The organism is Salana multivorans, assembly GCF_003751805.1.
Lineage (GTDB): Bacteria > Actinomycetota > Actinomycetes > Actinomycetales > Beutenbergiaceae > Salana > Salana multivorans.
Window position 1 is genome coordinate 602,603 of the sequence record NZ_RKHQ01000001.1, and the last position, 18,037, is coordinate 620,639.

An 18,037-nucleotide genomic window follows, 5' to 3' on the forward strand; every position below is an offset into this window, starting at 1 on the left:
CCGGGTTCCGGCACCGGGCGCGGGCGCCGTCGTCCCGGAGGGCCGACCCGGCCCGCCGGCTCCCGACACGAAGGCAGTCCGCCATGGCCCGTCCAACGCTCGCCGAGGTCGCGCGGCTGGCCGGGGTGTCGCCCTCCACGGCCTCGCTCACCTTCTCCGGCACCGGCCCCGTCTCCGCCGCCACTCGCGAGCGCGTGCTCGCCGCGGCCCAGGAGCTGGGGTTCACCGGCCCCGACCCGCTCGCCCGCTCCCTGCGCCGCGGCCGCAGCGGCGTCATCGGCGTCGTCGCCCACGGCGAGCTCGCGCTGCACCTGCGCGACCCCGTCGGCATCCGCACGATCGACGGCATCGCGGACGCGCTCGACGCGCACGACCGCGGCATGCTGCTCATCCGGGCCGGCGCCGACCCGGTCGCCCACTGGGCGAACGTCGCGCCCGGGGTGGACGAGCCGGTCGCGCCCGGGCCCGGCCTCGCGGCCCAGGCCGCGATGGACGCGGCCATCTTCCTGCACGGCCCCGACCTGGACGACCCGGTCGTCCGCGCGCTGGTCGCGCGCGGCGTCCCCGTCGTCCTCATGGAGTCCGTCGCGCCGGACGTCTCCAGCGTCGTCGTCGACGACGCGAAGGGGCTGGCCGAGCTGGCGCGCCGCGTCCGGCGGGCGGGTCACGAGCGCGTCGCCTTCGTCACCCTGCCCTGGTCGTGGCCGGCCCGACCCGGGTTGCGCGACGATCTCGAGGTCGCCCTCGGCGCACCCCGCTGGACGTCCGAGCGCATGGCCGGCCTGCTGGCCGGCGGCATCGAGCCGGTCGCGGTCTACGAGACGCGCGGCTCGCTGGTCGAGGAGGGCTTCGAGGCGGCCAAGGCGCTGCTCGCCCTGCCCGAGCCGCCGACCGCGATCATGGCGCTGTCCGACCTGCTGGCGGCCGGTGTCGTGCTCGCCGCGCGCGAGGCCGGGCTGCGCATCCCCGAGGACCTCAGCGTCACCGGCTTCGACGGGGTCGACCTGCCGTGGCTGGCGCCCGACGTCCTGGAGTCCGTCGAGCAGCCGGCCGTGCGCAAGGGTCAGCTCGCGAGCGAGCTGGCGATCGCGATGTCGCGGGGCGAGGAGCCGAGGCAGGTCGTGCTCGAGGTGACGCCGCGGCCGGGCACGACGCTGGGTCCGGCACCGCGCCGGTAGGACGGCGCGACGGGTCAGACGCGGACGAGCGCCTGCGTCTTCGCCAGGACGGAGACCCCGTCGAGCGTCGCCCTGAGGTCGACGCGGACGCAGGGCGCCCCGGCGTCGTCGGCGAGGCCGAAGGCCCCGACGGTGCCGGTGACGACGACGCGCACCGACTCCAGCGCCGGCACGGGGATGGGACGGGCGAACCGCGTCCCGTAGCGGGCGACGCGGGCGATGCCGGCCGGGTCCCAGCTCTCGAGCCAGTCGGTCAGCGCACCACCGACGACGCCCATCGTGAGCATCCCGTGCGCGATGACGCCGGGCAGGCCGACGGACTGCGCGAACGCGTCGTTGTAGTGGATCGGGTTGAAGTCGCCGCTCGCGGAGGCGTACCGCACGAGGCGGTCGCGCGAGAGCTCGACCTCGCGCTCGACGACCACGTCGCCCACCGCGGCCGAGACCAGCGGGTTCTCCGCGACCCCGGCGCTCATGCGTCGGCCCCGCGGACGGCCAGCGTCGAGACGACCGAGGCGACGGGCTCCCCGGCCGGGTCACTGATCTCCGTGCGCGTGGTGACCAGCGTCAACCCGCCGCGCGCCGTGATGGCGTCGACGTGGACGGCCGTGCTGAGCGACTCGCCGGCGACGATCGGCCGGTGGTGGGTGAACGTCTCGTCGGCGTGGACGACGCGCGAGAAGTCGATGCCGGAGGCCGGGTCGGCGATGTACTCCGACTCGGCCTCCTGGGCGACGGCCACCGCGAAGGTTACCGGGGCGACGACGTCGGAGAAGCCGGCAGCCCGAGCGGCCGCGGGGTCGCGGTGGATCGGGCTGGCGGCGCCGGTGACGTCGGCGAAGGCGGCGATGGCGCGGCGCGTCACCTCGTACGCGGGAGTGCCCGTGAAGACACTCCCGACCCGGGAGAGATCGACGTCGCCCACGCTCGTGCGCCTACCGCAGGAGCCGAGGGCTCAGCGGGTCTCGCGGTGCGAGGTGGAGGCGTTGCAGCGCGAGCAGAACTTCTTCAGCTCGAGCCGGTCGGGGTTGTTCCGACGGTTCTTGCGCGTGATGTAGTTGCGCTCCTTGCACTCCGAGCACGCGAGCGTGATCTTCGGGCGGATGTCAGAGGTCTTGCTGGCCACGGCCTGGTCCTTCTCTCAGCTGGCGACTGCTTGGTCCTGCCCGGGCCACCGCTGCAGCCCGGGCGATGGCACGCGAAAAGCGGCCCGAGAGCCGCGTCTGGTAGCGGGAGCGGGGATCGAACCCGCGACCTCACGATTATGAGTCGTGCGCTCTAACCGTCTGAGCTATCCCGCCGCCGATCGCCCACCTCTCGCGAGAGGCGACACCGTAGTGTCGCACGCCTGCGAGAGGCAGCAATCAGAGCCCCAAAAGGGAATCGAACCCTTGACCTTCTCCTTACCATGGAGACGCTCTGCCGACTGAGCTATTGGGGCAGCCATGCGAGGGTACACGCAACCCGCCGCGGATGCGAAATCGCGTAGCCTCGACCGGTGCCTGGTTCCCGCGGTGGTCTGCTCACCGGCCTCGGCGCCTACGTGCTGTGGGGTTTCCTCCCGCTCTACTTCCTCGTCCTGGCGCCCGCGGCGCCCGTCGAGGTGGTGGCGCACCGCATCCTGTGGAGCCTCGGCTTCTGCGCGCTCCTGCTCGTCCTCACCCGCTCCTGGCGCGACCTCCTCGCGCTCCTGCGCGAGGGCCGGACGCTCGGGACGCTCGCCGTCGCCGCCGTCCTCATCGCCGTCAACTGGATCACCTACGTCTACGCGGTCGCCACGGCGCACGCGGCCGACGCCGCGCTCGGGTACTTCATCAACCCGATCGTGACGTCGCTGCTCGCCCTCCTCGTCCTGCGCGAGCGACTGGCGACGGCGCAGTGGGTCGCGCTCGGTCTCACGGCGGCCGCGGTCCTCGTCATCGTCGTCGGGTACGGGCGCGTCCCGTGGATCTCGCTCGTCCTCGCGTTCTCGTTCGGGCTGTACGGGCTGATCAAGAACCGCATCGGCGGCCGGGTCGGCGCCGTGCCGGGGCTCACCGTCGAGACGCTCGTGCTCGCCCCGGTGGCGATCGGCTACCTCGGCTGGCTCCAGGCGCGCGGCATCGCGGCGTTCGGGCACCCCGGCGTCCACGTCCCGGACCCGGTCTGGTACGGCGTCGCGCTCGCGCTGTCCGGGCCGATCACGGCCGTGCCGCTCCTGCTGTTCGCCGCGGCAGCGCGGCGGCTGCCGCTCGCGACGATGGGATCGCTGCAGTACATCGCGCCGGTCATGCAGCTCCTCGTCGCGGTCCTCGTGATCGGCGAGCCGATGCCGACGGCGCGCTGGATCGGGTTCGGGCTCGTCTGGGTCGGCCTTCTCGTCCTGACCGCCGACGGCCTCCGCCGCCTGCGCCGGACGCCGCGGCCGCGTCGCGCCGGGGACCGGGACGGGGAGGAGGCGGCCCATCCCGAGGGCGGGCCGACGCCCGCGACGGAACCCGACGGGGCACCCGAGCCGAGGCCGGCGCCGCCGGTTTCGCGGAACGGCGGAACGTCGGCTACGATTGACCGGCCCTGACCGGGGCGGACGACCGCTCCCGGGCACGGCGACAACTGAACACGGCGGGTTACCCGAGTGGCCAAAGGGGGCTGACTGTAAATCAGCTGCGAGAGCTTCGGGGGTTCGAATCCCTCACCCGCCACCTCAGGACGAGGGCCCGGAATCGCCGAGATTCCGGGCCCTCGTCGCATCCGGGCCGCCGTGGCCACCGCCGCGCCGCCACGACGGGACCGGCCGCGCACCATCCCTTGGTAAGGTCTTTGCCTACGTCCGGGGATCGGGACCGCGTCGAGCGCGTCCGACGCCACCCCGGGCGTACGGTCCGCACCCGCTCCCGACGAGTCGGTCGCGCCCAGCCCTGGGCTCGCGGACCGGCGGGAGAGCCCCGTCCTGCAGTGGGTGCCGGAGAGTCCGGACACTGCGCCGTCGGCACGACGCCGAGAGCCGGAAGGACGTCCGATCCATGAGCACCCCTGTCCCGACCCCGCCGCGTCCGTCGGCCGCGGAGCGCCGCAGCGAGGCCAGCGCCGGGACGGTGCTGCGCGTCTCGGTCGCCCTCATCCTGGCGTTCCTCGCCGTCACGCTGCTGCTGCCCGAGCAGACCGAGCGGGCCCTCACCTGGCTGGAGCGCAACGTCATCGGCTCGTTCGGCTGGTTCTACACGCTGCTGGTCGTGGCGCTCGTCGTGTTCTGCCTCATCCTCGCGTTCGGCCCGAGCGGGCGCATCCGGCTCGGCCGCGACGACGAGCCACCCGAGTTCTCCCTCGGCGCGTGGTTCTCGATGGTCTTCGCCTGCGGCATGGGCATCGGCCTGGTGTTCTGGGGACCGGCGGAGCCGCTGTCCCACTTTGTCCACCCGCGTCCCGGGACCACGGGGACCGGCCCTGAGCTCGCGCAGGCCGCGATGGTGCAGACGTTCCTGCACTGGGGTCCGCAGGCCTGGGCGATCTACGCGGCCGTCGGCCTCGCCATCGCCTACACGCTCCACCGGCGGCGTCGCCCGCTCTCCTTCCGCTGGGCGCTCGAGCCCGTGCTCGGCAGCCGCGTCAAGGGCGGGCTCGGCGACGCGATCGACATCGTCACGGTCCTCGGCACCGTCTTCGGCGTCGCGACGACGCTCGGCTTCGGCGCCCTCCAGATCACCGCCGGCCTCGACCACACCGGGCTCGCCCCCGCGACCCCCATCGTCCAGGTCGTGGTCGTCGTCGCCGTCACGATCCTCGCCACCATCTCCGTCGTCTCCGGCGTCGACCGCGGGATCCGGATCCTGTCGAACCTCAACATGGTCCTGGCTGGCGTCCTGCTGCTCGTCGTCGTCGCGCTCGGCCCGACCCTGTTCCTCCTGCGCGAGACGATCGAGTCGATCGGCGCCTTCCTCCAGGGCTACGTCGGCCTGTCCTTCGACCTGCTCGCCTACGACGGCGACGCCGGAGCCGAGTGGAAGCAGTCCTGGACGGTCTTCTACTGGGGCTGGTGGATCTCCTGGGCGCCGTTCGTCGGGCTGTTCATCGCGCGCATCTCGCGCGGGCGGACGATCCGGCAGTTCGTGCTCGGGACGATGCTCGCGCCGACGCTCGTGACGTTCGTCTGGTTCGGCGTCTTCGGCGGCGCGGCGATCCACCGGCAGCTCTTCGGCCCCGGCGACCTCACCGACGCGAACGGCGACGTCCCCGTCGACTTCGTCATGTTCGACCTGCTCGACGGACTCGGCGCCGGCCGCATCGGGATCGCCGCGATGCTCCTGCTCATCGCCGTCTTCTTCGTCACCTCCGCCGACTCCGGCGCGCTCGTCGTCGGGATGCTCTCCTCCGGCCGGACGGAGCCGTCCATCCCGATGCGCATCCTGTGGACGGCGGCGCTCGGCGCGGTCGGGATCGTCCTGCTCCTGCGCGGCGGCCTCGACACGATGCGGACGGCGACGATCCTCATCGCGCTGCCGTTCAGCGTCGTCCTCATCGGGATGATGGTGGCGCTGGCGAAGTCGCTCTCCCGGGAGAACGCGCGCCTGCAGGTGCGCGACCGGCTGGCCGACCGGGACGAGGTGGCGGCGCACGTCGTCGAGGCCGTCGCGAACGACCCCGAGCTGCGCGACTCCCTCGTCCTCGCGATCACCGAGCCGGCGCCGCCGATCACCCCGTGGCGACGGCCGCCGGCACGCGACCTCGGGCGCCGCGTCATCCGCGCGCTCGAGATGCCGATCCTGCGCCCGCCGCGCGGCTCGGACGACGGCGAGCCGCGCCCGGGCACCGCGGCGGACCCGGGGACGAGCACCGCGGGCGTGGGCACCGATGCCGCGGGACGAGGCACCGACGCCGCGGGACGGGACGCGGACGCCGGCACGGACGGCCGCGCCCCCTAGCCCCGCGAGGCTGGCCCCGGTCGCCGGGCGGACCCTCGGGAGGCCCGCCCGGCGACCGGGGTCCGCCGGCTACCCCTGGCCGGCCTCGATGTAGCTGACGTCGTTGAGCGACTCCAGCGTGTACTCACCGTCGGCGTACCTCAGGATCGACACCGACGCGTTCTTCAGGCCGCCCTGGGGTCCCTCGTAGTCCTCGATGAGCATGTCGAACAGGGCCGAGATGCTGAGCCCGTGCGAGACGAGGAGGACGTTGCCGTTGCCCTTGGCCGTCTCGGTCGCCACGATCTCGTCCAGCGCCTCGCTCAGCCGGGCCTCGATCGTCGCGTAGTCCTCCGCGGGCCAGTTCTTGGCCGCCTCGGGGTTCTGGGCGTCGAGCTTCGCGACCGAGTTCGCGAAGACCTCGGGGGTGAAGGTGGCCTGGAACTCCTCCAGCGTCACGCCCTGGTCGTCGGCGATGGCCTGCCACATCGTGTGGTTGAGGTCGCCCTCCCACGTGCCGAAGTTGAACTCGCGCAGCCGCGGGTCGTGGACGAGGGCGAGGTCCCCCGAGGCACCGTTCGCCGCGAGGATGATCTCGGCCGTCTGGATGGCGCGGCCGCTGTCGCTGCTGTACGCGGACTGGAACTCGACGTCGGCGAGACCGCGCCCGGCCGCCTCGACCACCTCCTCGCCCTCGGGCGTGAGGACGGCGTCCGACCAGCCCTGGACGCGGTCGGTGGTGTTGAGCATGGTGCGTCCGTGCCGGACGACGTAGATCGTGATCTCGTCGGTGGTGACCTCGCCGGTCGGCTCGGCCGAGCCGTCGGTCGATGCCCCGGCGGAGGCGTCGGACGACGGGGTCGACGACGCCTCGGTCGGGCTCTGGCCCGCCGGCGCCTGGGTGCAGCCGGCGAGGGCGACCAGGAGCACTGCGGCCGCTGCGGTCTTCGTGAGTGCCTTCATGAACGGTCCTTCGTTGGATCGGACGGGGAACGAGTCGCGACGGCCATGTCGCGACACCGACACCGAACCAGCCGCCCGGTTTCTTGCGGGCGGCGCATGCACAACCTGTCGCTTTCGCGGCACAGGTTGTACGACGACTTGACTCCTCGTCGACCGATCGTGGTCGAGTCGTGACCAGAGCACTACCTTGCCGACCGGCTAGGTACTTGGGCCCGGCACCCGCGACCCGACGGCTCCTAGCGTGGGAGATGGGTCACCGGGACCGGTGACCACCGCACCTCCCCGCCCGCCCGGACCAGCCGCGGCGGCCCGCCCCCAGGAGCCAGCATGAGCGCAACCCTCGTCGTCGGAGGCACCGGCCTCCTCGGCTTCCACACCGTCACCGAGCTGCTGGAGCGCGGGCACGACGTCACCAGCCTGGCGCTGCCGGGAGCGCCCGACGGCCTGCTGCCCGAGCGGGTCGAGGCGGTCTGGGGCAACCTCGAGGAGATGCCGGACGAGGACGTCCTCGCCCTGCTCGACGGCAAGCACGCCGTCTTCTACGCCATCGGCGCCGACGAGCGAACGACGCCACCCGCGCCGGCCGCGCACTTCTTCTACGAGGCCAACGTGCGCTCCACCCAGCGGCTCGCGCGGCTCGCGCGCCGGGCCGGCGTCCGCAAGCTCGTCGTCTTCGGCTCGTACACGGCGCAGTTCGCGCAGGAGTACACCGACATCCCCTACGCGGCGAACGGCTACCCGCGCACCCGCCTCGCCCAGGAGGAGATCGCCGAGCTCGAGGGCATCGGCGCGATGGACGTCATGACGCTGCGCCTGCCCTACATCTTCGGGCTCGTCGCCGGGCAGCGGCCGCTGTGGCAGTTCGTCCTGGACGTCGTCGCGAGCCAGCAGCCGGTCGTCGCGGTCCCCGCGGGATCGACGTCGTCGGTCACGGCGCGCCAGGTCGGCCGGGCGGCGGTCGGCGCCATGGAGCACGGGACGCACGGCGGCCGGTACCCCATCAACGCCTACGACCTCGGCTACGCCGAGCTCCACCGGCTCGCCTGCGAGGCGATCGGGCGCGACCCGCGGGACGTCGTCGTCGCACCGAAGGAGGCCTTCCTCCCGGCGTTCGCGCAGATCGACGCGCAGACGGCCGCCGCGGGCCTCGAGCACGGCATCCACATGGTCGACACCGCCGAGTTCCAGGCGCGCGACGCGGTGTCCGACCCGGGGCTGAGCTCCGTCCTCGGGATGGGTGATGACGACGTGCCGGCGGCCATCCGCGAGACCTTCGCCTGGTGCGTCGCCCACCCGGCGACCGTGTAGCACCCGCCGACGCGGGACGGCCCCGGCGCGATCGCGCCGGGGCCGTCCGGCGTCGATCGAGCCGCGGTCAGCCGAGCGACGCGGCGTGCCTCGCGACGATGTAGCCGTAGACGAGGCCCTCCCCGATCGTCGCGCCCGCGCCGGGATAGGTCGTGCCGAACGCGTTGGCCGCGGTGTTGCCGAGGGCGTACAGCCCCTCGACCACCGCGCCGTCGGTCGACGCGTCCGCGGCGGCACGAACGACGCGCCCGTGCTCGTCGGCCCGCAGACCACCGCACGTGCCGAGATCGGACAGCACGACGCGGACGGCGTAGAGCTTCCCGCCGAGCGGACGCAGGTTGGGGTTCGGCTGCTCGGTCGGGTCACCGTAGTAGCGGTCGTAGGCGGAGTTGCCGCGTCCGAAGTCGCCGTCGACGCCGGAGGACGCGAGCTGGTTGAACCGCTCGAGCTGGGCGACGAAGTCGTCCTCGGGCAGCCCGGCGGCGGCCGCGAGCCCGCGGGCGTCGTCGGCCTGGACGGCGATCCCCGCCTCGTACCACTCCTTCGGGAGCGGCGCGCCCGGGTAGACCGACCCGGCGAACATGTACCGGTTGCGGTAGGTCTGGTCGAACACGAGCCACATCTGCGTCACGGGCGTCCCCGCGGCCTCGAGGTCGAGGACCCGCTGGCCGTAGGACATGTAGTCCTCGGCCTCGTTGAGGAACCGCCGCCCGTCCTGGTCGACGATGAAGGAGCCCGGCAGCGAGCGCTCCGCCAGGAGCACCTGGGGCGCGGCGTCCGGGCCAGCGGGCGCGACGGCCGGGAACCACCACGCCTCGCGCATGAGGTCGAGCTCGCCGCCGACCGCGAGGCCGGCCCTGATCGCGTCGCCCGTGTTGCCGGGCGAGCCGAGCGAGGCGTCCGGGAGCAGCGACGGCGACTGGTAGCGGTGGCGCCACGCCATGTCGTGGTCGAACCCGCCGGCGGCCAGCACGACGCCGCGTCGCGCCCGGACCGTCACCTCGCGCCCGTCCTGCGTCAGCACGGCGCCGACGACGCGGCCGGCCTCGGCGACGAGCTCCGTCAGCGCGGTCCGCGTCCAGACCGGGACGCCGGCGCTGACGAGCCCGGCGAACAGGCCGGCGGCGATCGCCTGACCGCCCGCGGTGTAGTGCCGACCGACGGCCATCCCGCCGATCCCCTGCGTCGCGCGCTTGAGGATCTTCGGCCAGGCCACGAGCGGCTTGCGCATCATGAGGTTCATCCACTTGTAGTCGGCGCCAGTCACGGGCATCGGCACCGGCGCCTCGACGACACCGCCGCGCAGTCGGGCGAGCTCCGGCCCGAGGACCGCCGCGTTGAACGGCTTGGCCTCGCAGGTGCGGCCGACCGCCATCCCCCCGGGCAGCTCGGGGTGGTAGTCCGAGTAGCCCCGCGCCCAGAAGAACTCCAGCGGCGTCAGGCGCTGGAGCATCGCGACGGCGGCCGGACCGTTGCGCAGGAACGCGTCGCGGCGGGCCTTGGGCGCCGAGTCGCCGACGACGGCGTCGAGGTAGGTCTCCCCCTGCTCCAGGGTGTCGGTGGAGCCGTCGGCGAGCAGCGCCGGGTTGGCCGGGACCCAGAACGCGCCGCCGGACCGCGCGGTGGAGCCGCCGACGAGCTCGGTCTTCTCGACGACGAGCGCGTCGAGGCCGAGCTCCGTCGCCGCCAGCGCGGCGGCCATGCCGGTGCCGGAGCCGATGACGAGCAGGTCGACCGTCGCGTCGACGGCTCGCGGCCCCCTGGGGGTTGACGTCGTGGTGGTGGGCATCGTCGCTCCTCGTGTCTCGATCGTCTGGCGTGGTTCCAGCATCCCTCGCTCCTAGCCGATCGTAAAGTTCCAAAGGTCCCGGCGAGCCGGAAGACTGGGCACGCCCCGCACCACCGGCCGGATCCACCGGCCACCCGAGAGGAGCCCGCATGCCCCGCGGCGACGCCCCCGCCGAGCTGATCCTCGAGGTCGCCCTGCGCCTGTTCGCGAGGAACGGCGTCGCCGGCACCTCGCTCCAGCAGATCGCGGACGCCCTCGGCGTCACCAAGGCGGCCGTCTACCACCACTTCCGGACGAAGTCGGCGCTCGTCGCTGCCGTGCTCGCGCCGGCGTTCGACGAGGTCGCGCGGGCCACCGCCGCGGCGCGGACCGTGCCCGACCTCGCGCAGCGGCGCCGGCTCCTCGTCCACGACCTCGCGGCCAACGCCGTGGGCAACCGGGCCGTGTACGCGGTCATGCTGCGCGACGTCGCCGTCGGCGCCGTCCTCGCCGAGGACTCCGCCCGCGCGGCCACGGCCGCGTTCGACGAGCTGCACGCGCTGCTCATCGGCCCGGACGGCACGCCGGCCACCGTCGTGCGCGTCGGGATGTTCCTGTCCGGTCTCGCCGCGCACACCGCGGACGCGACGCTCGCGACGATGGCCGACGACGACCTGCGCGCGGGGATCGTCGAGGTCGGCGAGGCGCTGCTCGGTCCCTGGTGACCGGGCGTCGCGCGCTACGGTGGGAGGAGAGCCGAACCCGTACCCAAGGAGCAATCTCGTGGCTGACTCTTCGTTCGACGTGGTGAGCAAGGTCGACCGGCAGGAGGTCGACAACGCCCTCAACCAGGCCTCGAAGGAGGTCGCGCAGCGGTACGACTTCCGGAACGTCGGCGCGTCCATCGAGTGGAGCGGCGACTCCGTCGTCATCGTGGCGAACTCGGCCGAGCGCGTGCTCGCGGTGCTCGACGTGTTCGAGACCAAGCTCGTCCGCCGCGGGGTCTCGCTGAAGTCGCTGGACTTCGGGGAGAAGGAGCCAAAGGCGTCGGGCAAGGAGTACCGGCTCGCCGGGACGCTGCGCGAGGGGCTGAGCTCCGAGAACGCGAAGAAGATCACCAAGCTCATCCGCGACGAGGGCGCCAAGGGCGTCAAGACGCAGATCACGGGCGACGAGGTGCGCGTGACGAGCAAGAGCCGCGACGACCTCCAGGAGGTCATCGCGCTGCTCAAGGGCGCGGACCTCGACTTCGCGGTCCAGTTCGTCAACTACCGCTGACGCGGCGGAGCCCGGTGCGGTGATCGACGACGACGCCACCGTCCGCGTGCCGGCCCGGCCCGACGGGTCGGGTGACCGCCCGGACGACGCGCAGCTCCTGGTGCTGCTCCACGGCTACGGCGCGCACGAGCGGGACCTGCTTCCGCTCGTCGACCTGCTCGGGCACACCGGGCCGGCGCTCGCGCCGCGCGCCCCGATCCGCCTCGGCGCCGGGTTCGGTCCCGACGCGTGGGCCTGGCTCGGCGACGTCGCCGGCGACGAGGGCTTCGCCCCGCAGCCCGAGGCGACCGCGGCCCTGGCGGAGGAGCTCCTGGCCCTGCTCGACGCGCACTCACCCGCCGCTCCCGTCGTCCTCGTCGGGTTCAGCCAGGGGGCGGCGATGGCGATCGAGCTGCTGCGCCGCGCGCCCGAGCGGGTGGCCTGCCTCGTCTCGCTGTCCGGCTATGTCGAGGGCGTCGACGAACCGGCCATGACCACGAACGACGACGCGCTGCGCGCCCACGGGGTCCCGGTCTTCCACGGCCGCGGCGACGTCGACGCCGTCGTCCCGCCCCACGTCGAGGAGCGGACCCTGCGCTGGCTCCGCGAACACACCGACCTCACCGAGCGCATCTACCCGGGTCTGGCGCACGCGGTCGACGCGACCGAGCTGCGCGACGCGCGCGGCTTCCTCGCGGGAGTCCGGGCGCGCGGGGCCTGAGCCAGGGCTGCCGAGCGGTCGGTCTCCGGTGGTGGGGTGGATCGGGTCGTGATTCGCGATCGGTTCTACCCCGGTATCGGAGGGTGTGGGGGCGTGAGCCGGGCTGCCGAGCGGCGGGTCTCCGGTGGTGGTCGAGCGGGGTCCGGGACGGACGAGTGCGCTCTACTCGTCCGCCCCGGACCCCGCTCGACCCCCCACTGCCCCGCCCCGAGCCGGCCCGGCCCGGCGGCCAGGCCCGGCGGGCCTGGTTCGGGGTGGGTGGTGGTTAGCCTTCGCGGAGCTGGATGCCCATGCCGCCGCGCGGGTAGTGCCACTCCAACGCCCCCGGCGCGGCCACGGCCAGGCACGCCCCGCACTCGAAGCACGCGGCGTACTCCACCGAGATCCTTCCGTCCGCTTCCCGCGCGTAGACCTTCGCCGGACACACCGCGATGATCCGCTCACCGGTCCCGGTCGAACGAGCAAGGTCCTGATCGACGTGGATGTGGGACTGCTCCTCGTCGGTCTCATACCGGTTCGCGGCCAGCCGCTCCGGAATCGACATCTGCCTCACAGTGCCCGCACCCCCGCCATCGCGTCGGACACCAGATCCCGCATCCGCACCCCCGACTTCTTCACCACACCCCGCGCCAACGCCACCAGGTGCTTGCGCGGGGTCAGATCATGGTCGAACGCCCCGTACAACACATCCGCCAGCACCTGCCCGTACTCCGCATACATCCGCGGCCGCTCCAAGAACGCCGGCGCCTTCGCATAGGTCGCCATGTCACGTCCGGCGAAGGACGCCATGAGCGCCTCCCGGTAGCCCGCCAGCCCCGCCTTCGACACGTCACCACTCTCCAGCGCCGCCTCGATCCCGGTCGCGGCCGCGATGCCCGAGGCCGCCGCGAGGTCCATCCCCCGCACCGTCAACCCCGTGTTCAGCGTCAACCCGGCCGCGTCACCCACGACCACCAGCCCATCGGTCGCGATCTCACCCAGCATCGCGATCCCACCCTCAGCCACGAGATGGCTCGCGTACTCCGAGACCTCCCCACCGGCCAGGAACGGCGCCACGAACGGGTGCGCGAGGAAGTGATCGAACACCACCGAGGACTCCAACCCCCGCGCCATCAGATCATCCAGCCGCAGCACCACACCGATCGAGACCGAGTCCCGATTCGTATACAGGAACCCGCCACCACCAACCCCCAGCGTGCAGTCCCCCACCACCGCATAAGCCACACCGTCGTCCTGGCCCAGGTGGAACCGCTCACGCACCCGCTCCTCGCCCAACCTCACGACGGCCTTGACCCCGATCGCCAGATGGTTCTCCGGCTCCTTCCCCCGCAGCCCCGCCGCGCGGGACAGGAACGAGTTCACCCCGTCCGCCGCGACCACGACCCGCGCCCGCAGCTCGTCCTCACCAGCCCGCACCCCCACCACCGGGCCGGCCTCACCACCCGCGCGCAGGACCTCATCCACCCGCACCCCAGGCATCAGGAACACCCCCGCCTCCTCGCACTGCTCCCCCAACCACGCATCCAACCTGGCCCGCAGCACCGTGACCGCATTCACCGGATCACCCAGCCGCTCATCCGCGTAATCGATCCCGACCGACGAAGACGCATTCAAGAACTGCACATAGTTCCGCGTGATCCGCCGCTCAACAGGCGCCCGCTCAAGGAAACCCGGGAACACCTCCTCCATCACACGCGAGTACAACACCCCACCCGACAGATTCTTCGACCCAGGCGCCTCACCCCGCTCGATCAACACCACCGACCGGCCCGCCTGCGCGAGCCGGTACGCGGTGACGCACCCGGCGATCCCGGCCCCGACGACGATGACGTCGAAGTCCGGCTCCAGCTCCTCACTCACGTCACAGCGCTTCCGTCAGGGCGGGCACCACGTCATACAGGTCGCCGACCACCGCGTAGTCGGCCTCCTTGACGTACGGCGCGTTCCCGTCGGTGTTGACGACGACGACCGTGCCGGCGGCGCGTGCGCCGACGGTGTGCTGGAGCTGTCCGGAGATGCCGAGCGCGACGTACAGCTCGGGGGCGACGTGCGCGCCGGTCACCCCGACGTAGCGGTCGTGCGTGAACCATCCGAGGCCCTCGGCCAGCGGCCGCGAACAGGCCAGCTCGGCGCCCAGCTTGGCGGCGAGCGCCTCGGCGAGCGCGAGGTCGTCCTGGCTCTTCAGCCCGCGGCCCACCGCGACGATCCGCCCGGCCTTGCCGAGGTCGACCTCGGCCCGCGTCGCCGGACGTGTCTCGACCACGGTGAGCGTGCCGACGGGCGCGGCCGCGACCTCGGCGATCTCGGCCGCCCCGGCCGCGTCGTCCGCGCCGGCGACGAGGCCACCGCCGTCCACGACGACGACGGCGGGCCCCGCGACGCGGTCCGTCTCGAGCGCGATGCCGCCGAAGACCGACCGGGTGATCTCGACGCCGCCGTCCACCACGGCGACGGCGGTCGGCATGGTGAAGGCGGGGGCACCGAGCGCAACGGCCGCGGCGCCGGCGAGGACGCGGTCGGCCGGCCGGGCCGAGGCGAGGACCAGGTCGGGCCGCGCGGCGCCGACGATCCCGGCCACCGCGACGGCGTAGGCCTCGAGCGGGGTGTCGCCGGGCTCGCCGAGCCAGGTGACCGCGTCGACGCCCGAGGCCGCGACGGTCTCGGCGACGGCGCGCGGGCCGACGACGACGGCGGTGGTCGTCGTGCCGGCGGCCAGGGACAGGAGGGTCTCGATCCGGGCGTCGCCCGCGACGAGGAGGTAGGAGGTGCTCATGAGTCGTGTTCCTTCAGCGAGTCTTGAGAGACGGGTCGGGGCGGTCAGATGCGCGCGTCGGCACGCAGGGCGGCGACGAGCTGGGCCGCGGCGGCCGCCGCGTCGGAACCGTCGATGACGACGCCGCGGCGCGCGCGCAGCTCGGGCGGGGCGGTCCGGACCACCTCGACGGCGGCGACGGCACCCGCGGCGGCCGCGTCGAGCGCGACCTCGTCCGTCGGACGCTTGCCTGCGGCGAGGATGTCCTTCATGCCGGGCACGCGCGGCACGACGGCGTCGGTCGCGGCCGCGAGGACGACGGGACCGGTGGCGTGCAGCACCTGCGAGCCGCCCTCGTGCGCCCGCTCGACCGTGAGGTCGCCGGCCGTCCCCGACACGGCCGTGACGTTGGTGAGGGCCGGCCAGCCGAGCTGGGCCGCCAGCAGCGTCGGGACGAGCTGCGCCCCGACGTCGACGGAGGAGTCGCCGGTCAGCACGACGGCGACGTCGTCGAGGCCGCGGACGACCTCGGCGAGCGCCGCGGCGGTCCGGGCGGAGTCGGCCCCGACGAGGGCGTCGTCCGCCGTGACGACCGCGCGGTCGAGCCCGCGGGAGAGCACGGCCTTCTTCGCGAGCGCGCTCGCGACGTCCGTCCCGCCGACGCTCACGCCGACGAGCTCCGCGCCGCTCGCGTCGGCGAGCCGCCGACCGAGCTCGATCGCGACGGGGTCGTACTCCGACAGCGCCGGCTTGGCTCGCGAGAAGTCGACGGAGCCGTCGGACCCGACCGAGGCGTCCTGCGGGTTCGGCGCCCACTTGTAGGCGACGACGATCTTCATGGTTGCTCCTTTCCTCACCGGCGCTGCGGCGAGGTCTCTGGGTGGTCGGAGGGGTCGGTGCCGGTGGCGTCCGGCGTCACCTCGTGGTGAGCGCGCGGACCGAGACCCATCCGGGAGGACTGGGCGAGGGTGAGCCCGCGCGTCTCGGGCGCGAACAGCGCCGAGACGATCAGGCCGATGCCGGAGATGGCCGCGCCGACCAGGAGGGTGGCGCGCGTGCCGTGCGTGAGCAGGAACCCCGGCAGGAGGTAGGTGGTGATGACGGTCCCGATCCGGCTGAACGCCATGGCGGCGCCGACGGCCGAGGCGCGGATCTCCGTCGGGAACAGCTCGTTGGGGTAGAGCCACTGCAGGTTGCCCGGGCCGCCCGAGAAGAAGGCGTACGTGCCGAGGCAGCCGATGATGACGACGACGGCCGGCGTGGGGACGAGCCCGAGGACGACGAGCGCGACCGTCATGAGCGCGAAGCTGCCGATGAGCAGCTTGCGCCGGCCGAGCGAGTTCGCCCAGAACATCGCCGGGATGCAGCCGATGAGGAAGAACGTGCCGATGGCGATCTCGCCGAGCGTCGCGACCTGGTTCTCGCCGAAGCCGAGCTGGCGCATGATCTCGGGGCCGTAGGTGTAGATCGCGAACATCGGCACGGCCTGGCAGAGCCAGATGGTCCCGACGAAGACCCACGTGCCGAGGTTCCGCGGCCGGAACAGCACGGAGTAGCGCGTCTTGACGACGGCCTCCGGCTCCAGCTCGACCTGGGTGCCGTAGATGCGGTGGACGATCTCGTCGGCCTCGGCCGACCGGCCCTTGCGGGACAGCCAGCGCGGTGACTCGGGGATGTCCCAGCGGCCGATGAGGATGACGAGGCAGGGCACGACGGCGCTGGCCAGCATCCACCGCCAGCCGCCGTCGACGGGGAGCAGGAAGTAGCCGACGAGATAGGCGGCGTTCGCCCCGAGGTACCAGGCAGCGGCGATGAACCCCATCGAGATGGCCCGGTACCGGCGCGGGGTGAACTCCGCGACCATCGACGTGGCGATCGGGTAGTCGGCGCCGATGACGATCCCGATGAGGAACCGCATCGCCACGAGCTGCCACGGCGCCTGGACGAACGCCGTCGCGAGCGAGATGACCGCGATGCCGACGATGTCGATGACGAACATCCGCTTGCGGCCGATCAGGTCGGTCAGGTACCCGCCGACGGACGTGCCGAGGAAGATGCCGACGAGCGCCGCGGCACCCGTCAGCGCCATCCACGTCGCGTCGAGGTCGAGGCTCGGGGTGAGCTGGATGAGCGCGACCCCGATGATCGAGAGCACGTACCCGTCGAGGAACGGCCCCCCGGCGGAGAAGAGGGTGACGCGCTTGAGGAACGGCGTCATCTCGACGTCGTCGAGCTGCGTCCGCGCACTCGCCGCGCTCGTCCGCGCGCTCGCGCTCGCCGCTGTCGGCTCGCTCGTCATGGTCCTCGGCTCCTTCCGGGGGGTCGCTGTCTCGTCGGTCACCTGCTCAGCCCTCGCTCACCGCCACTCGATGACGCCCCAGTTGAGGAAGGGCTTCGCGGCGGGGTCGTCGGCGTTCACGAGGCGGAAGTGCACGCGGCCGTCGTCCATCCGCCACATCTCGGTCCGGACGGTCGTTCCCGGCAGGACGGGCGCGGTGATCCGGGTCTTGAACCGCGTCATCCGCTCGGGCTCGCCGGGGATGACGCTGGCGATGAAGTGCCGGCAGACGACACCGGCGAAGCTGACCGCGTGCAGGATCGGGCGCGGCATGCCGTTCGCCGCGGCGTACTCCCAGTCGACGTGCTGCGGGTGGTAGTCGCCGGAGAGGCGGTAGATGAGCGCCTGGTTCTCCGGGATGCGCTCGGTGACGACCATGTCCGGCTCGCGGTCCGGCATCTCGACGATGTCCTTCGGCGCGGCCGGGCCGCCCCAGCCGCCGTCGTAGATGAGGCAGTCCCAGCTCTCGTTGGTGAACAGGAGGGTGCCGTCCTCGTCGTAGGTGTCCCCGACGTGCTGGGCGAGCAGGCCCTTGCCCTCACCGCGGTCGTACAGGCCCTTGAGCAGCACCTTCGTCGAGAGCTTCCCGTTCAGCCGCGTGATCGGCTGGTGGAAGGTGACGTCGAAGCTCCAGTGCAGCGACCCGGCGTAGTTGTAGCCGTAGTCGATCGTCCGGGTGACCTCGGAGTCGACGATCGGCATGGCGCAGAACGTCGGCAGGACCTTCATGTCCTTCTCGTAGACGTACTCCAGGTCCTGCTTGCCGTCGATCGCGCAGCCCGACCCGAGCGCGAACAGGCTCAGGTCGCGGGTCGTGTAGTCGCGCTCGAACGGGCCGAAGGTCTGGCCCACCATCTCGGTCTTGATCGCCATCG

18 protein-coding genes and 3 tRNA genes are annotated in these 18,037 nt (G+C 72.8%); 8 read left to right on the plus strand and 13 right to left on the minus strand.

Annotated elements, in window-relative coordinates:
• The first annotated feature begins 83 nt into the window (after positions 1 to 83).
• Positions 84 to 1,178 carry a LacI family DNA-binding transcriptional regulator gene (locus EDD28_RS02835; protein WP_123738239.1) on the plus strand — a complete coding sequence of 365 codons (1,095 nt, stop codon included), beginning with the start codon at positions 84 to 86 and terminating at the stop codon, positions 1,176 to 1,178.
• Between the two features lie 14 nt (positions 1,179 to 1,192).
• Here the strand turns inward: EDD28_RS02835 and EDD28_RS02840 are convergent, their stop codons facing one another.
• The 5 genes from EDD28_RS02840 to EDD28_RS02860 form a co-directional block, all read right to left on the minus strand.
• Entirely contained in the window at positions 1,193 to 1,654 is a 462-nt protein-coding gene (locus EDD28_RS02840; RefSeq protein WP_123738240.1) for a MaoC/PaaZ C-terminal domain-containing protein, read from the minus strand.
• Complete coding sequence (locus EDD28_RS02845; RefSeq protein WP_123738241.1) at positions 1,651 to 2,103, minus strand: FAS1-like dehydratase domain-containing protein; 453 nt, start codon at positions 2,101 to 2,103, stop codon at positions 1,651 to 1,653. The genes EDD28_RS02840 and EDD28_RS02845 overlap by 4 nt, the downstream gene beginning before the upstream one ends.
• A gap of 30 nt (positions 2,104 to 2,133) precedes the next feature.
• Complete coding sequence (gene rpmG, locus EDD28_RS02850) at positions 2,134 to 2,304, minus strand: 50S ribosomal protein L33 (RefSeq protein ID WP_123738242.1); 171 nt, start codon at positions 2,302 to 2,304, stop codon at positions 2,134 to 2,136.
• Positions 2,305 to 2,402: 98 nt separating this feature from the next.
• Positions 2,403 to 2,479: transfer RNA gene (locus EDD28_RS02855), tRNA-Met, on the minus strand.
• 67 nt (positions 2,480 to 2,546) lie between these two features.
• A tRNA-Thr gene (locus EDD28_RS02860) sits at positions 2,547 to 2,619 on the minus strand.
• A 57-nt stretch (positions 2,620 to 2,676) separates the two neighbouring features.
• On the opposite strand from EDD28_RS02860, the gene rarD reads away from it, so the two are divergent.
• The 3 genes from rarD (at position 2,677) to EDD28_RS02875 (ending at position 6,076) form a co-directional block, all read left to right on the plus strand.
• On the plus strand, positions 2,677 to 3,735 hold the full coding sequence (rarD, locus tag EDD28_RS02865; RefSeq protein ID WP_123738243.1) for an EamA family transporter RarD: 1,059 nt from the start codon (positions 2,677 to 2,679) through the stop codon (positions 3,733 to 3,735).
• A gap of 43 nt (positions 3,736 to 3,778) precedes the next feature.
• A tRNA-Tyr gene (locus tag EDD28_RS02870) sits at positions 3,779 to 3,859 on the plus strand.
• A gap of 321 nt (positions 3,860 to 4,180) precedes the next feature.
• Complete coding sequence (locus EDD28_RS02875) at positions 4,181 to 6,076, plus strand: BCCT family transporter (RefSeq protein ID WP_123738244.1); 1,896 nt, start codon at positions 4,181 to 4,183, stop codon at positions 6,074 to 6,076.
• 69 nt (positions 6,077 to 6,145) lie between these two features.
• Here EDD28_RS02875 and EDD28_RS02880 read toward each other — a convergent pair whose 3' ends face one another.
• On the minus strand, positions 6,146 to 7,018 hold the full coding sequence (locus EDD28_RS02880) for a histidine phosphatase family protein (RefSeq protein ID WP_123738245.1): 873 nt from the start codon (positions 7,016 to 7,018) through the stop codon (positions 6,146 to 6,148).
• Positions 7,019 to 7,345: 327 nt separating this feature from the next.
• On the opposite strand from EDD28_RS02880, the gene EDD28_RS02885 reads away from it, so the two are divergent.
• Positions 7,346 to 8,326 (plus strand): NAD-dependent epimerase/dehydratase family protein, encoded by a 981-nt coding sequence (locus tag EDD28_RS02885; RefSeq protein WP_123738246.1) that lies wholly within the window; start codon positions 7,346 to 7,348, stop codon positions 8,324 to 8,326.
• A 67-nt stretch (positions 8,327 to 8,393) separates the two neighbouring features.
• On the opposite strand, the gene EDD28_RS02890 is transcribed toward EDD28_RS02885, so the two are convergent.
• Complete coding sequence (locus EDD28_RS02890) at positions 8,394 to 10,115, minus strand: 3-ketosteroid-delta-1-dehydrogenase (RefSeq protein WP_123738247.1); 1,722 nt, start codon at positions 10,113 to 10,115, stop codon at positions 8,394 to 8,396.
• Positions 10,116 to 10,264: 149 nt separating this feature from the next.
• Between EDD28_RS02890 and EDD28_RS18035 the strand changes: the two genes are divergently transcribed.
• From EDD28_RS18035 to EDD28_RS02905, 3 genes are read left to right on the plus strand one after another with little or no spacing between them, the layout of a single operon-like run.
• On the plus strand, positions 10,265 to 10,819 hold the full coding sequence (locus tag EDD28_RS18035) for a TetR/AcrR family transcriptional regulator (protein ID WP_123738248.1): 555 nt from the start codon (positions 10,265 to 10,267) through the stop codon (positions 10,817 to 10,819).
• A 58-nt stretch (positions 10,820 to 10,877) separates the two neighbouring features.
• Positions 10,878 to 11,372, plus strand: coding sequence for a YajQ family cyclic di-GMP-binding protein (locus tag EDD28_RS02900; protein ID WP_123738249.1), 495 nt, complete (start codon positions 10,878 to 10,880; stop codon positions 11,370 to 11,372).
• Between the two features lie 19 nt (positions 11,373 to 11,391).
• Complete coding sequence (locus EDD28_RS02905) at positions 11,392 to 12,072, plus strand: alpha/beta hydrolase (RefSeq protein ID WP_123738250.1); 681 nt, start codon at positions 11,392 to 11,394, stop codon at positions 12,070 to 12,072.
• Positions 12,073 to 12,337: 265 nt separating this feature from the next.
• Here EDD28_RS02905 and EDD28_RS02910 read toward each other — a convergent pair whose 3' ends face one another.
• From EDD28_RS02910 to EDD28_RS02935, 6 genes are read right to left on the minus strand one after another with little or no spacing between them, the layout of a single operon-like run.
• Positions 12,338 to 12,616: a ferredoxin family protein gene (locus tag EDD28_RS02910; RefSeq protein ID WP_123739891.1), complete on the minus strand. Its 279-nt coding sequence runs from the start codon at positions 12,614 to 12,616 to the stop codon at positions 12,338 to 12,340.
• Between the two features lie 5 nt (positions 12,617 to 12,621).
• Complete coding sequence (locus EDD28_RS02915) at positions 12,622 to 13,932, minus strand: FAD-dependent oxidoreductase (protein ID WP_123738251.1); 1,311 nt, start codon at positions 13,930 to 13,932, stop codon at positions 12,622 to 12,624.
• Position 13,933: 1 nt separating this feature from the next.
• The gene (locus EDD28_RS02920) at positions 13,934 to 14,845 is read right to left on the minus strand and encodes an electron transfer flavoprotein subunit alpha/FixB family protein (RefSeq protein WP_123738252.1); all 912 of its coding nucleotides are present in this window, start codon (positions 14,843 to 14,845) and stop codon (positions 13,934 to 13,936) included.
• A gap of 44 nt (positions 14,846 to 14,889) precedes the next feature.
• Positions 14,890 to 15,663, minus strand: coding sequence for an electron transfer flavoprotein subunit beta/FixA family protein (locus EDD28_RS02925; protein ID WP_123738253.1), 774 nt, complete (start codon positions 15,661 to 15,663; stop codon positions 14,890 to 14,892).
• 14 nt (positions 15,664 to 15,677) lie between these two features.
• Positions 15,678 to 17,123 (minus strand): MFS transporter, encoded by a 1,446-nt coding sequence (locus EDD28_RS02930; protein WP_123738254.1) that lies wholly within the window; start codon positions 17,121 to 17,123, stop codon positions 15,678 to 15,680.
• A 57-nt stretch (positions 17,124 to 17,180) separates the two neighbouring features.
• The gene (locus EDD28_RS02935; protein WP_123738255.1) at positions 17,181 to 18,035 is read right to left on the minus strand and encodes a MaoC/PaaZ C-terminal domain-containing protein; all 855 of its coding nucleotides are present in this window, start codon (positions 18,033 to 18,035) and stop codon (positions 17,181 to 17,183) included.
• Between the last annotated feature and the right edge of the window lie 2 nt (positions 18,036 to 18,037).